This is a genomic window from Dyella japonica (assembly GCF_040545895.1).
In the GTDB taxonomy this organism is placed as follows: domain Bacteria; phylum Pseudomonadota; class Gammaproteobacteria; order Xanthomonadales; family Rhodanobacteraceae; genus Dyella; species Dyella japonica_D.
In genome coordinates, this window is sequence record NZ_JBEPMU010000003.1 from 657,813 (window position 1) to 671,448 (window position 13,636).

Genomic DNA, 13,636 nt, shown 5'->3' on the forward strand with positions numbered 1-13,636 from the left:
GTTGGTGATGGTTAGCGGGTCGTGGGTGTTAGCGCACCCGCGGCCCGCGCCTCATGACTTGATCGTCATGGTCATTCGCGAAGCCCATCAGAGAGACAGCGCGAGTGACAGACCGACCCTAACCAGCAGGGTTTGGATCGTCTGTCAGGGATCGGTGAGAAGGGTGTCCACCTGCGCGAGGTTGAGCGTGACGGCGCCGGGCTGACCGGGTGTCAGCACCATCCCCTTGAAAGACCTGAAGCCAGCGTTCAAAAAGAGGTGTGTGCTGACCTAGGATGTGTGCACTCAAAGGCACAAACGCATCCTGCATCAACCTTTTTGGACTTGGCCGCATTGAGAAGAAGGTCTTGATCGGCTACTGCGCTAGATATCTCTTCAAATAGAGATTCCGCAGATCTAGCAGCAATGACAAGTATGTCGTCGACGTACCGAATATAGAGATATACACCCGGCAATTGAGATATGCGCTCATCAAGCTCTTTGAGATATAGCTCGGCAAGCGTCGAAGAGACAAGGATGCCTCGAGGAAGTCCTCGAGAGTATTTATTTGCTCCAAACCTTTTTGCTTGGGCCAAAAATAACTCAAGCAAATGGATCGTCTGACTGGACACTTTCGCGTCGCGCCGGAGCTTTTCTGTGACTTTTCTCGGAGTAATGCTTTCGAAGCAAGACTTAAGATCCAGCGACACGATTCCTTTCGGAGTCCACTCGGCGAGAGCCACTCTCGCCAACTTAACAGCCTGGCTACGCTGAGTTTGTCGAATGCCGTACGCCCGGCGGATGTTGTCGTTAATCTTTCTCAGGACCAAAGCGTCTGCAGCACTGAATGTCGAGAGTGCAGGCTTGCCGGACGCAATCGATGCAAATAGGCCTTGAAATCGAAAGGTACCACTCGCGATTTTCTCTTCCGTGACTTTCGCCAGCTCAAGCCAGCCATCCTTGTTTGCAGGAGCATGCTTTTTGATGCTCTCCGAAACCTTTCTACCCTTCATCCAGAAAAGGTTTTGAGCAGTGAAATCCTGCGTAGGCTTCATGGGTCTTGCCCCTTAGCTACATCACTTGAATATTTTGGACTCTCGTTCTCTATCAGAGTAGAGAAAAAGTGTGGAAGTTTGCATTTTGGTCCATCTCCACCCTTTCCTTCTTGTCCTATGCAGCAAAAAAAGGGCGGCATTGCTGCCGCCCTTTTTATCCGATCGGCGCCTAAGCGCAGAACTTTAACCGCACTTGCTATACCCACAATTCAAACAAGTCTGGCACCCATCCATCAGCACCAGCGCCTGCGTGTTGCACTTGGCGCAAAGGGTGGCGCCGGCTGGGAAGCCGGTGTTCGATTCGGTGGCGGCGGTTTCCGTGGTGGCGGTGGTGGCGGTGGTGGCCTTCTTGCCGCTCGCAGCGGCCTCGTAGGCGGCGCGCTTCTCGGCGACCAGCTTGCGGGTGGATTCGTCCATTTCCGGGTCGTGGATGAGGCCGATCATCTTCATGTGCTGCTCGATGACGGCGCCGATCTCGGCGACGATGGAGGGCATGTAGACGCCGCCGGCCTTGAAGTAGCCGCCGCGCGGGTCGAACACGGCCTTCATTTCTTCCACGAGGAAGGTGACGTCGCCGCCCTTGCGGAACACGGCGGAGATGATGCGGGTGAGCGCCACGATCCACTGGAAGTGGTCCATGTTCTTCGAGTTGATGAAGATCTCGAAGGGGCGGCGCTGTTCGTACTGGGTGCCGGCGTTGAGCACGATGTCGTTGACGGTGACGTACAACGCGTGTTCGAACAGCGGGGATTTGATCTTGTAGGTGGAGCCGACGAGCGTTTCGGGACGCTCCAGGCTCTCGTGCATCTGGATCACTTCCGCCTTGGGCGCTTCCTTGGAAGCTGCCGGCGTGGCGGCGAGTGCGGCGGCGGCGGCCTTGTCCTCGGGCTTGACGACGTTGTAGCCCTTGATCTTCTTTTCGATCTTGATCGCCATGGTGTGTTCTTCCGACGGGTTTGGCGGCGCGCTGCGGCCTGGGATGGCTGACTGACTGGTGCCTGGGAGGACTCGGGTTTGAGAGCTCTGGAGGCACTGGATTCCAGCTTTCGCTGGAATGACGAACTAAAAGCAATGACGAGCTAAAGGCAATGGCGAGCTAAAGGCAATGACGAACTAAAAGCTAATGACGAGCTAAAAAACTGACGAGCTGAAAACCGGAACGACGTGCCCGGGAACGATCCGGCCCGGCGTGTTGAGCGCCGGGCCGGGTCGCGTTACGGCTTACTTACGGCGTGCGGCTTTCTTGGCCGGCTTGCGCACGGCCTTCTTCACGCTCGCCTTCTTGCTGGCAGTGGACCTCTTGACCGCCTTGGCGGCGGTCTTCTTACCAACGGCCTTGCGGGCCGTCTTCTTGACTGCGGCCTTCTTGGCCGTCTTCTTGCTGCTGACCTTACGAACAGCCTTCTTGGCAGCGGTCTTGCGCACTGCCTTCTTGGCGGCCTTCTTCACCGCCTTCTTGGCAACCTTCTTGGCAACCTTCTTGGCGGCAGCCTTCTTCACCGCTTTCTTGGCGACCTTCTTGGCAGCCGCCTTCTTGACCGCCTTCTTCACGGTCTTCTTGGCAGCAGCCTTCTTGACGGCCTTCTTCGCAGTCTTCTTGGCACCGGCCTTCTTCACCGCCTTCTTCGCGGTCTTCTTTGCAGCTGCCTTCTTGGCCGGAGCTGCCTTCTTGGCTGCGCTCGACTTCTTGGCACGAGCCTTCTTGGGCTTGGCTGCCGGGGTCACTTCGACCACGGGAACCTCGACCGGCGCGTCAACGACCTGGACGTTCTCTTCTTTCACTTCAAACTCGGTATCGATGGACATGCGTGTAATCCCCTCCGACGTGGATTCTGGAACCTATGTTGAGCCTTGCCGCAAGGTATACGGTGGTGCTCTTGGCAGTGGGCTGACACCCGAAATCAGGTATCGGCGGTTAGTTTAGAACTTTCCGTAATACCCTTCCTTCAAGGCATCGAACAGGTTGGCGGCGGTATGCATTTCGCCGTCGTATTCCACTTCTTCGTTGCCTTTCAGTTCGACAACACTACCGTCCTCCAATTCGAAGCGGTAGAGGGTGCTCTCAAGGTCGGCTTCTTTGACGAGCACGCCCTGGAACGCCGCGGGGTTGAAACGGAAGGTGGTGCATCCCTTCAAACCCTGCTTGTACGCGTAAAAATAGATGTCTTTGAAGTCTTCGTACGGGTAGTCGGTGGGGACGTTCGCCGTCTTGGAGATGGACGAGTCGACCCATAGCTGCGCGGCAGCCTGGATGTCCACGTGCTCCTTGGGCGAGATGTCGTCGGCGGCCACGAAGTACTCGGGCAGCTTGGACTTCGGATCGTCCGAGAAGGGCAGCGCGTCGGCGTTGATGAGTGCGCGGTAGGCGAGCAGCTCGTAGCTGTACACCTCGACCTTTTCCTTGGTCTTGCGGCCTTCGCGGATCACGTTGCGCGAGTAGTGGTGCGCAAAGCTCGGCTCGATGCCGTTGCTGGCGTTGTTGGCCAGCGACAGGGAAATGGTGCCGGTGGGCGCGATGGAGCTGTGATGGGTGAAGCGCGCGCCGGTTTCGGCGAGCTGGGCCACCAGGTTGGGCGCCACGCTGGCAATGCGCTGCATGTAGCGGCTGTACTTGGCGTGCAGCACGCGGCCCGGAATGGCGTCGCCCACCTTGTAGCCGTCGGCGACCATTTCCGGACGCTTGCGCAGCATTTCGCCGGTAACGGTGTAGTCGCGGGTGAGCACGGGCGCTGGGCCCTTTTCCTTGGCCAGATCCAGCGCCACTTCCCAGCCGGCCACGGCCATTTCGCGGGAGACTTCTTCGGTGAAAGCCACCGACTCCGACGTGCCGTAGCGCATCTTGAGCATGGTGAGCGTGGTGCCCAGGCCGAGGAAGCCCATGCCGTGGCGACGCTTGGAGAGGATCTCGTTGCGCTGCTGCTCCAGCGGCAGGCCGTTGATCTCCACCACGTTGTCGAGCATGCGGGTGAAGATCTTCACCACTTCGCGGTATTCGTCCCAGTCGAAGCGGGCCTTGGGGCCGAAGGGGTCGCGCACGAAGGTGGTGAGGTTCACCGAGCCGAGCAGGCACGAGCCGTACGGCGGCAGCGGCTGCTCGCCGCAGGGGTTGGTGGCGCGGATGTGCTCGCACCACCAGTTGTTGTTCATCTCGTTGACCTTGTCGATCAGGATGAAACCCGGCTCGGCAAAGTCATACGTGGACACCATGATCATGTCCCACAGGTGACGCGCGCGGATGTGGCCGTAGATCTTGCAGGCGACCAGGCCGTCTTCGCGTTCCACGTAGTTTTCGTGGGTGGGCCACTCGCGCCACACGATGGTGTTGGCGTCGTTGAGGTCGACCTCGTCCTGTTCCTTCACGTGCACCGGGAAGACGAGCGGCCAGTCCTGATCGTGCTCCACCGCCTGCATGAAGCCGTCGGTGACGAGCAGCGAGAGGTTGAACTGGCGCAGGCGGCCGTCTTCGCGCTTGGCGCGGATGAATTCCTTCACGTCGGGATGGCTGACGTCGAACGTGCCCATCTGCGCGCCGCGACGGCCACCGGCCGACGACACGGTGAAGCACATCTTGTCGTAGATATCCATGAAGGACAGCGGGCCGCTGGTGTACGCACCGGCGCCCGACACGTACGCGCCGCGCGGACGCAGCGTGGAGAACTCGTAGCCGATGCCGCAGCCGGCCTTCAGCGTGAGGCCCGCTTCGTGCACCTTCTCCAGGATGTCGTCCATGGAGTCGCGGATGGTGCCGGACACGGTGCAGTTGATGGTGGAGGTGGCGGGCTTGTGTTCCAGCGCGCCGGCATTGGAGGTGATGCGGCCGGCGGGAATGGCGCCGCGACGCAGCGCCCACAGGAAGCGCTCGAACCAGTGTTCGCGCAGCTCGGGTGTGGCTTCCACCTCGGAAAGGGCGCGGGCAACGCGCTGGTAGGTTTCGTCGACGCTGCCGTCGACCGGTGCGCCCGACTTGGCTTTCAGGCGGTACTTCTTGTCCCAGATGTCATAGGACGCAGGCTGCAGCGGAATGGCGGCGGTATCGCGGGTTACGGCTGGTGCACGCGCGGTGCTCATCGGCTTCCTGACCTCTCGGTTTGGCCTCACGGCCCCGTGTTGGCGTTTGTTCTGTTCGGCTAAGCCGCTCGCATCGGGTCACGCCTGAAAAAGCAAAAGCCGCGCGTAGTGCCCGATCCTTGCGTTCCCTGCCCGACCCTTCGACAACTCCCCCCTGAGAGTGTCCTGTGACACCAGCTCTTGGGTTGACTCCCGGCTTGGTCACACAAGATGTTGTGGTCGCGAACGGAAGAGAAAGTTACCCCTGCCCTTTCACGATGTAAAGTAATTTCGTCAATGGCGAGGATGGAACCGCCGACACCGTGCTGAGTCGAATGAGCAACGATTCAACCCGTGACCAAGGAGCCTCCATGTTTGTCCGTTTCATCCGCCGGCTGGCCGCTGCGGCGCTGATACTGACGGCCGCGACACCGCTGGCCAGCCACGCCGCCATCCCCACCGCTATCGATGGACAACCGCTGCCCTCGCTGGCACCAATGCTGGAGAAGGTGACGCCGGCGGTCGTGAACATTTCCACCAAGACGCGCGTGCAGGTGCGCGATCCGTTCTTCGACGATCCGGTGTTCCGGCAGTTCTTCGGCCTGCAGGGTTCGCCGCGTTCGCGCGTGGAGCAGAGCCTGGGTTCGGGCGTGATCGTGGATGCGGCCAAGGGCTACATCCTCACCAACAACCATGTGGTTGGCGGCGCCGACGACATTACGGTGACCTTGCAGGACGGCCGCGACTTCAAGGGCAAGCTGGTGGGCACCGACCCGGACACCGACGTGGCCGTGGTGCAGATTCAAGGCAGCAACCTGCAGGCGCTGCCGCTCGCGGATTCCTCGCAGCTGCGCGTGGGCGACTTCGTGGTGGCCGTGGGCGATCCGTTCGGGCTCGGGCAGACGGTGACCTCGGGCATCGTGTCGGCACTCAGCCGCTCGGGCCTGGGCGGCACGGGCTATCAGAACTTCATCCAGACCGATGCGTCGATCAACCCCGGCAACTCCGGCGGCGCGCTGGTGAACCTGCGCGGCGAGTTGGTGGGCATCAACACCATGATCTTCTCGCCCTCGGGCGGCAACGTGGGCATCGGCTTTGCCATTCCCACCAATCTCAGCCGCGAGGTGATGGAGCAGCTGGTGACCAACGGCAAGGTGAATCGCGGCAACCTGGGCGTGGAAACGCAGGACATCACCCCGCGCATCGCCAAGGTGCTGGGACTGAAGGACAACAACGGCGCCGTGGTCACGCGCGTCACCACCGGCTCGGCCGCCGATAGTGCGGACATCCAGGTGGGCGACGTGATCACCGCGCTCAACGGCAAGCCGATGCGCAACGCGCAGGAGCTGCGCAACGCCGAAGGCCTGATGCCGCTGGGCAGCACCGTGAAGCTCACCGTGCGGCGCAACGGCGCCGCGCGCGACGTCTCCGCCAAGCTGGTGCCGGAGAAACTCGCCACCGTGGATGGCGCCAAGCTCGACGCGCGCCTGGCCGGTGTGACCTTCAGCGAACTCTCGCAGAACCTGCGCGCGCAGGGCATCGGCGGTGTGGGCGTGGGTGCCGTGCGTGCGGGTAGCCGCGCCGCGCAGGCCGGGCTGCAGGCCAACGACATCGTGATCGGCATCGGCAACCTGCGCATTCCCGACCTGCGCACGCTGCAGCAATTGGCTGGCGTGAATCCACGTCAGTTGGTGCTGGTGGTGTCGGGCGATGAAGGCGTGAGGTATGTGGATATTCGCTGAGGCGCCTGCGCCAAGGCTTGCGTCACCGATGGCGCTTGCTTGCCGTCATCCTCGGTGAGCACACGGCGCCGGTGAAAAGGTCGATGAAGCGAGTCGTTGGATGACTCGCTTCATCGCAACCAACACGAAAACGCTCCGTGTGCCTTTCAGGCGAGGCTGGCAAGCCACGGTGCGGAGAGAAGAAGTAGGCGCCCTCCGTCGCATTCAATCTGCGACACGGGCGCATTTGGCCTCGGCGGACTAACGGGGGATGAACGCAACCGCGATGCGTGCCCGGCGTCGCGTTTTTCCTCGATGCAGGCCCGCAAATACGCTTGCGGTTTGTGCGGTAGCTGGCTGAAATAGACGAGTTACACACCTGCACGCGCGCCCGTTTAAGGCGGCTCGCGAACACCATCATCATTACTCGGGGTTCCCAACCGCCATGTCATCACGCATTTCCCGCCTGCTCATCGTTGCGCTGCTTACCGCAAGCGCAGCTACCGGCGCACTCGCCGCCGGCAAGACCACCAAGTCGACCAAGAAGCCGACCACCCCGCCGCCCCCGGCCCTGGTGTGGCGCGGCGACTACGCCACGGCACGCGGCGTGGTGGAAGACGTGAGCAAGGCCTGGGAAAAGACCGGCAAGGGCCGCATCGACATGCAGCCGTTCAACACCGCCTCGGGCCTGGACGCCGTGGCGCACGGCCTGGCCGACGTGGCCGGCAGCGCCCGCAACAGCGCGGGCGGCAGCGAGAGCGACCTGGTGTTCACGCCGGTGGCGTTCGACGCACTGGTGATGATCACGCATCCGTCCAACAGTGTGCCCAACCTCACGGTGAAGCAGCTGCACGATATCTACTTCGGCAAGATCACCAACTGGCGCGACGTGGGCGGCAAGGACGCACCGATCAACCTGTATGCCGTGGCCAGCCCCGGTGACGGCGTGGAATACAGCCTGCGTCGCCTGATCTTCGGCCGCGGCAACCAGCCGGTGGCTGCGCCGCGCCTGTACGTGAACACGGCGAAGCTGGAAGAAGCCGTGACGCTGGACCCGAACGCACTGGGCGTGACCACGCTCTCCGGCGTGGCCAGCAACAGCAAGGTGAAGATGGTCAGCGTGGACGGCGTGCGCCCGAGCGTTTCCACCGTCACCGACGGCAGCTATGTGCTGTACACCCCGCTCTATCTGGTCACCAACAAGGAAAGCCCGAAGGCCGCGCAGGTCACCGCCTTCATGGAATTCCTGCACACCGACCAGGTGCGGGCGCTGGCGCGTTCGCATCAGCTGGTGCCGTACAGCGATGCGCCGCAGCTGGCCGCGAACGACAAGGCCCGCCGCGAGAAGCTGCTCGCCGAGAACAACATCAAGATGGACGTGGTGGCTGATCCGATTCCGGTGGCGACGCCGGTGACCGCGCCCACCGCACCGGCTGCTGCCGACGCGCCTGTGGCCGCAACGGAGAAGAGTGCCGCTGCTGCCGGCCAGACCCACACCGTTTCCAAGGGCGACACGCTCGGCACCATCGCCAAGAAGTACTCGGTGACGGTGGCGCAGCTGAAGGACTGGAACCATCTCTCGAACGACAACGTGAAGTTGGGCCAGGTGTTGCAGGTGAGCGGCAACTGATCCTGCCCCACGTGCGCATCCGCGCCCTGACGCTCGACCTGGACGACACGCTCTGGCCGGTACTGCCGGCCCTCGAGCGTGCCGACCGCGACCTCGACGCGTACCTGCGCAAGCACTATCCCGACGTGGCGCGCGCCTGGCCCATCCCGGCCATGCGCGCGCTGCGTGCCGAGGTCGCCGCCGAGCGCACCGACCTCGCGCACGACTTCACCGCACAACGCCACATCACCATGCAGCGCGCCTTCACGGCGTGCGGCATCGACGAAGCACCGCTGGAAGCGTTGTGGGAGGTTTATTTCTCCGCGCGCAACAGCGTCGAGCTCTATCCCGACAGCCTGCCCGCCCTTCAGCGCATCACCCGCCGCTGGCCGGTGGTGAGCCTTACCAACGGCAACGCCGACCTCGACCGCATCGGCATCCGCGCGCACTTCACGCATCACGTGTGCGCACGTGACGAATGCGTGGCCAAACCCGACGCCCGCATTTTCGTCGCCGCCGCCGGACGGCTTGGACTGGCGCCGGAGGAAATTCTCCATGTGGGTGACGACCCGGAACTCGACGTCGTCGGCGCCCGCGACGCCGGCCTGCGCACCGCATGGATCAACCGCGCCGGCCACCCATGGCCCGGCCTGCTGGGCACCGCACCGGATCTCGACCTGCGCGATATGAGTGCGTTGGTGGATTGGTTGGAAGCGCAGGACTAGCCTCCCCGTCCCGTTGCACTTTCTGCGCAAACACAGACACAGCAACTGCGGCTTCTATGCCGCAATAAGACAAGAGCCTCGCCTGGCCACCGTGAAGGTGGCAATGCCCATCTTCTTCCCGAAAGAGGAAAGGGAGTGCATGCCTCGCATTGGCTAGGCGAAGCGGGCCCCGCCTTAAGCCCTCTTCGTTGTGGCGCGTTGCGGTGTAGCCGAAACGCATGTCGGACGATCGCCACGCTTCCGAGCCCCTCAACCGGCAAGGCTCGTATTCAACAGAACGCTATGAGCCTATCGCTCTGAAGGCCATTTTCTTTGGGTTACTTTTCTTTGACTCCGGGCATCCTGCCCTCCGCCCTTCGGGCCGGCTTCGCCGTTCGCATGCGCTCCTGCGCATGCGTGGGCCAGCAAAAGAAAAATGACTCGAGCGGCGGCAGCCGATCTAAACGCCCGCCGCGCAGGCGGCCCGGTCGCGGAAGCGCCTCAAAAGCGCGCCCAAGGTATCGCGACAACCTAAAACCGAGGCACTGGATCCCGGCCCCCGCCGGGATGATGAGCCAAAAAGCAAAAGCCGCCACGCCTCGACATGACACCAAATACCGTCTCGCCCCCGCCCCCAAAAACGCGCATCATTAACCATCATCCTCCTGCCACCGCGGCCCGTGCACGCGCCGCGCAAGGAACTCCATGTCCGTCCTGATCGAACGCAAAACCAGCGACCGCAACAGCATCGCCATCGAAACCACCGACACCCAGCACCTTGCCGCCACCAAACGCCGTCTCACGGCCGCGCAGCGCCGCTGGGTGGCCGACTCCGCCTTCGAGGCGGCGCCCGGCACGTTGGCGCTGATTGCGGATGAGAGCGGCAAGCTGGTGCGTGTACTGGTCGGCGTGGATGCCAGCGATGCACTGAGTGCGCTGGGTGCACTGCCGCGCGCGCTGCCCGAGGCCACCTATCACCTCGCCGACGAAGGCGTGCTCAAGGACAAGTTGCAGGCCGCGCTGGGCTGGGCGCTGGGTGCCTACGAATTCACCCGCTATCGCAAGGCGCGTCGCGCACCCGCCAAGCTGGCGATTGCCGCTGCCGACCTCGCCACGCTGCAGCCGCTGGCCGAAGCCACCACGCTGGTGCGCGATCTGGTCAACACGCCTACCGAGGACATGGGCCCCAAGCATCTGGCCGACGCCGTGAAGCAGTTGGGCAAGACGCACAAGGCCAAGGTGCGCGAATGGGTGGGCGAGGAACTGCTCGACGCCAACTTCCCCACCATCCACGCCGTGGGCCGCGCCAGCCATCGTTCGCCGCGATTGATCGAGCTCACCTGGGGCAAGAGCAGCGATCCGAAGATCGCCGTGGTCGGCAAGGGCGTGTGCTTCGACACCGGCGGCCTGGACCTGAAACCCGCTGACGGCATGCGCTGGATGAAGAAGGACATGGGCGGCGCCGCGCACGCGATCGCGCTGGCCGGCCTGATCATGCAGGCGAAGCTGCCGGTGCGCCTGCAACTGCTGATTCCCGCCGTGGAGAACGCGGTGTCAGGCGCGGCGATGCGCCCAGGCGAAGTGATCACCACGCGCAGCGGCATCACCGTGGAAGTGGACAACACCGACGCCGAAGGCCGCCTGGTGCTGTGCGATGCGCTCACCTACGCCAGCGAGCAGAAGCCCGAACTGCTCATCGATTTCGCCACGCTCACCGGCGCGGCGCGCGTGGCATTGGGCCCCGACCTGCCTGCGCTGTTCGCCAACAACGATGACGCCGCCGACCGCGTGATCGCCGCCGGCCGCGCCACCAACGATCCGCTGTGGCGCCTGCCGCTGTGGCGTCCGTATCGCAAGATGCTCGAATCGTATCTGGCTGATATGGCCAACTCCGGTGCGTCGCGCCATGCAGGCGCGATCACGGCTGCGCTGTACCTGGAGCGTTTCGTTCCCGACACCACGCCGTGGCTGCACCTGGACACCTATGCGTGGAACGACAACGACCGCCCTGGCCGTCCGCGCGGTGGCGAGGCGCTGGGGCTGCGCGCGTTCTTCGCGTTCCTGCAGGAGCGTTACAAGCGCTGATCCTCGCGGTTGTTCGAGAGAAAAGGGCGACGCGAAACGTCGCCTTTTTTCGTGGCGCGATGCCGTGACTTCCGGCGATGACAACGGCGCGTTCCGCCTGTCATTCTTGGGCCTGGTTCCCTTGCCAAGCCGATCCATGACCAGCTCGCGCCTGCTTTCCCTGGCCCTTTGCGCCGCACTCGCCACCTCCGCCCACGCCGCTGACGACGCGACATCCGCGCAACCGCCGCTCACCGAACAGACGCAGCGCTCCGGCGGACAACTTCCCGCCGAACAGCAGCGCGTCGACTTCGAACAGGCGGAATTGCACTTCAGCGTTGATCCGTCGCAGCAAAGCCTGGACGCCGAAGCCATCCTCACCTTCGGCGCCCGTGAAGCAACCGATGCGCTGCTGCTCGATCTCGATCCGCACTTCGCCATTTCCAAGCTCAGTGTCGACGGCAAGACGCTGCCACCCGGCCAGTGGAGCAATCCGGATGGCCGCCTGCGCATCACGCTGCCCAAGCCGCTCGCCAAGGGCGGCAAGGCCGTGGTCGACATCCGCTATGGCGGCAAGCCGCACGTGGCTAAGAAGGCGCCGTGGGATGGCGGTTTCGTGTGGAGCCACACGGACGATGGTCAGCCGTGGATCGCCACGGCCGTGGAGGGCGAAGGCTGCGACCTGTTCTGGCCGTGCATCGATCATCCGCAGGGCAAGCCTGCCCTGGTGGACACCTATGTGACCGTGCCCAAGTCGCTGGCGGCGCCGGGTAACGGCGTGCTGGTGGACATCAAGGAACGCGGCGATACGCACACGTATCACTGGCGCGCGAAGCACCCGACCACGTACGCCATCTCGATCAACGTCGGCCCGTTCGATGTGCTCAAGGGCGACTACCACAGCCGCTACGGCAACACGATACCGATGCAGATGTGGTATCTGCGCGGTCACGAAGCGCAGGCCAAACAGTTGTTCGCCGAGTTCCCGCGCATGCTCGATTTCTTCGAGCAGGAAATTGGCCCCTACCCCTTCGGCGACGAGAAGATGGGCGTGGTGGAAACGCCGCATCTCGGGATGGAACACCAGACCATCAACGCATACGGCAACGGCTATCCACGCAGCGAATACGGCTTCGACTGGCTGCTGCAGCACGAGTTCTCGCATGAGTGGTTCGGCAACCAGATGACCAATGCCGACTGGGACGACATGTGGTTGCACGAGGGCTTCGGCACCTACATGCAGCCGCTGTATGGCCAGTACCTGTACGGCGACATGCCGTATTTCTCGATGCTGCAGAACGAGCGCAGCATGGTGAAGAACGCCTTCCCCGTCGTGGCCGGCCGCAGCCAATACGAAGAGGATGTGTACGACGCCAAGCGCGGCCCGGGCAACGACATCTACTACAAGGGCTCGCTGATGCTGCACACGCTGCGGCAGATGATCGGCGATCAGGCATTCTTCGAGAGCATCCGCCGGCTGGTGTACGGACGCCCCGATCCCAAGCCCGGCAACTTCACGCCGCACTACGCCACCACGCACGATTACATCGAGATCGTGAACCAGGTAAGCGGCCGCAACCTCAACTGGTTCTTCGACGTGTACCTGCGCGAAGCCGCACTGCCAAAGCTGGAGACACGACAGGAAGGCAATACCCTCACCCTGCACTGGCAGGTGCCGCACGACAAACCGTTCCCGATGCCGTTGGAAGTGCAAGTGGGCGACAAGCTGCTGACCGTACCGATGATCGGCGGCAACGCCTCGTTGACGGCACCCGCGGGAACGCTGGTGATCATCGACCCACGCAGTAAGGTGCTACGCGACCTCCCCCACTTTGCCGACTACCAGCAGTGGAAGAAGGAACAGGCGGACAAGAAGGCCAAAGGCGCGAAGTAATCGTCGAGCCAGGAAAAAAAGGCGGCCATTGGCCGCCTTTTTTTATAACGCCCTGATAGGCGTGCAGAGACCAGATTAGCCCTCATCCACAGCGCCGCGTGGCAGAAATGCAGTGCGCCGCGAACTCAACGCGATGCGAAGCGAGCCCCGCTTTAAGTCCTCTTCGCGTTGGCGCGTTGCGGTGTAGCCGCAACGTTGATCAGAGAGATCGTGACGTTCCGGGCTCCAAAACTCTCAAGGCTCGTATCCCACAGAACGCTATGAGCTTGAAGCTCTAAAGGCCATTTTCTTTGGGTTACTTTTCTTTGACTCCGGGCATCCTGCCCTCCGCCCTTCGGGCCGGCTTCGCCGTTCGCATGCGCTCCTGCGCATGCGTGGGCCAGCAAAAGAAAAGTGACTCGAGCGGCGGCAGCCGATCGAAACGCCCGCTGCGTAAGCGGCCAAGTCGCGAGAGCAGTCAAGAGGGGCGAGACGCTGCTACGACAACCGTAGCCTACAGTCACAGGATTCCTGCTTTCGCAGGAATGACGATCCAAGAGCGGCACTCGCGCTCCAACACGAAT

The 13,636-nt window shown here is 62.8% G+C and carries 9 protein-coding genes; 5 read left to right on the forward strand and 4 right to left on the reverse strand.

Translation table 11 applies throughout. From position 1 onward, the window contains the following. Positions 1-248: 248 nt before the first annotated feature. The 4 genes from ABIC75_RS13210 to ABIC75_RS13225 form a co-directional block, all read right to left on the reverse strand. Entirely contained in the window at positions 249-1,034 is a 786-nt protein-coding gene (locus ABIC75_RS13210) for an RNA-directed DNA polymerase (protein WP_354014318.1), read from the reverse strand. A gap of 183 nt (positions 1,035-1,217) precedes the next feature. Beyond that, complete coding sequence (locus ABIC75_RS13215) at positions 1,218-1,970, reverse strand: TSCPD domain-containing protein (RefSeq protein ID WP_354014319.1); 753 nt, start codon at positions 1,968-1,970, stop codon at positions 1,218-1,220. 285 nt (positions 1,971-2,255) lie between these two features. Then, on the reverse strand, positions 2,256-2,840 hold the full coding sequence (locus ABIC75_RS13220; protein ID WP_436407919.1) for a histidine biosynthesis protein HisIE: 585 nt from the start codon (positions 2,838-2,840) through the stop codon (positions 2,256-2,258). A 114-nt stretch (positions 2,841-2,954) separates the two neighbouring features. Continuing rightward, positions 2,955-5,102 (reverse strand): adenosylcobalamin-dependent ribonucleoside-diphosphate reductase, encoded by a 2,148-nt coding sequence (locus ABIC75_RS13225; protein ID WP_354014320.1) that lies wholly within the window; start codon positions 5,100-5,102, stop codon positions 2,955-2,957. 350 nt (positions 5,103-5,452) lie between these two features. On the opposite strand from ABIC75_RS13225, the gene ABIC75_RS13230 reads away from it, so the two are divergent. From ABIC75_RS13230 to ABIC75_RS13250, 5 genes are all read left to right on the forward strand, one after another. After that, positions 5,453-6,823 carry a Do family serine endopeptidase gene (locus ABIC75_RS13230; protein ID WP_354014321.1) on the forward strand — a complete coding sequence of 457 codons (1,371 nt, stop codon included), beginning with the start codon at positions 5,453-5,455 and terminating at the stop codon, positions 6,821-6,823. A gap of 424 nt (positions 6,824-7,247) precedes the next feature. Continuing rightward, positions 7,248-8,432: a LysM peptidoglycan-binding domain-containing protein gene (locus tag ABIC75_RS13235; protein ID WP_354014322.1), complete on the forward strand. Its 1,185-nt coding sequence runs from the start codon at positions 7,248-7,250 to the stop codon at positions 8,430-8,432. Positions 8,433-8,443: 11 nt separating this feature from the next. Beyond that, complete coding sequence (locus ABIC75_RS13240) at positions 8,444-9,136, forward strand: HAD family hydrolase (RefSeq protein ID WP_354014323.1); 693 nt, start codon at positions 8,444-8,446, stop codon at positions 9,134-9,136. 684 nt (positions 9,137-9,820) lie between these two features. Continuing rightward, a complete protein-coding gene (locus tag ABIC75_RS13245) occupies positions 9,821-11,200 on the forward strand; it encodes a leucyl aminopeptidase family protein (RefSeq protein ID WP_354014324.1) in 1,380 nt (459 codons plus the stop codon). Positions 11,201-11,336: 136 nt separating this feature from the next. Beyond that, a complete protein-coding gene (locus ABIC75_RS13250) occupies positions 11,337-13,073 on the forward strand; it encodes a M1 family metallopeptidase (RefSeq protein ID WP_354014325.1) in 1,737 nt (578 codons plus the stop codon). The last annotated feature ends 563 nt before the right edge of the window (positions 13,074-13,636 follow it).

Coding starts and splice junctions, on each gene's coding strand:
- ABIC75_RS13220 (WP_436407919.1), bottom strand. CDS start 2,840: ATGTCCATCGATACCGAGTTTGAAGTGAAAGAAGAGAACGTCCAGGTC.
- ABIC75_RS13230 (WP_354014321.1), top strand. CDS start 5,453: ATGTTTGTCCGTTTCATCCGCCGGCTGGCCGCTGCGGCGCTGATACTG.
- ABIC75_RS13225 (WP_354014320.1), bottom strand. CDS start 5,102: ATGAGCACCGCGCGTGCACCAGCCGTAACCCGCGATACCGCCGCCATT.
- ABIC75_RS13245 (WP_354014324.1), top strand. CDS start 9,821: ATGTCCGTCCTGATCGAACGCAAAACCAGCGACCGCAACAGCATCGCC.
- ABIC75_RS13250 (WP_354014325.1), top strand. CDS start 11,337: ATGACCAGCTCGCGCCTGCTTTCCCTGGCCCTTTGCGCCGCACTCGCC.
- ABIC75_RS13210 (WP_354014318.1), bottom strand. CDS start 1,034: ATGAAGCCTACGCAGGATTTCACTGCTCAAAACCTTTTCTGGATGAAG.
- ABIC75_RS13235 (WP_354014322.1), top strand. CDS start 7,248: ATGTCATCACGCATTTCCCGCCTGCTCATCGTTGCGCTGCTTACCGCA.
- ABIC75_RS13215 (WP_354014319.1), bottom strand. CDS start 1,970: ATGGCGATCAAGATCGAAAAGAAGATCAAGGGCTACAACGTCGTCAAG.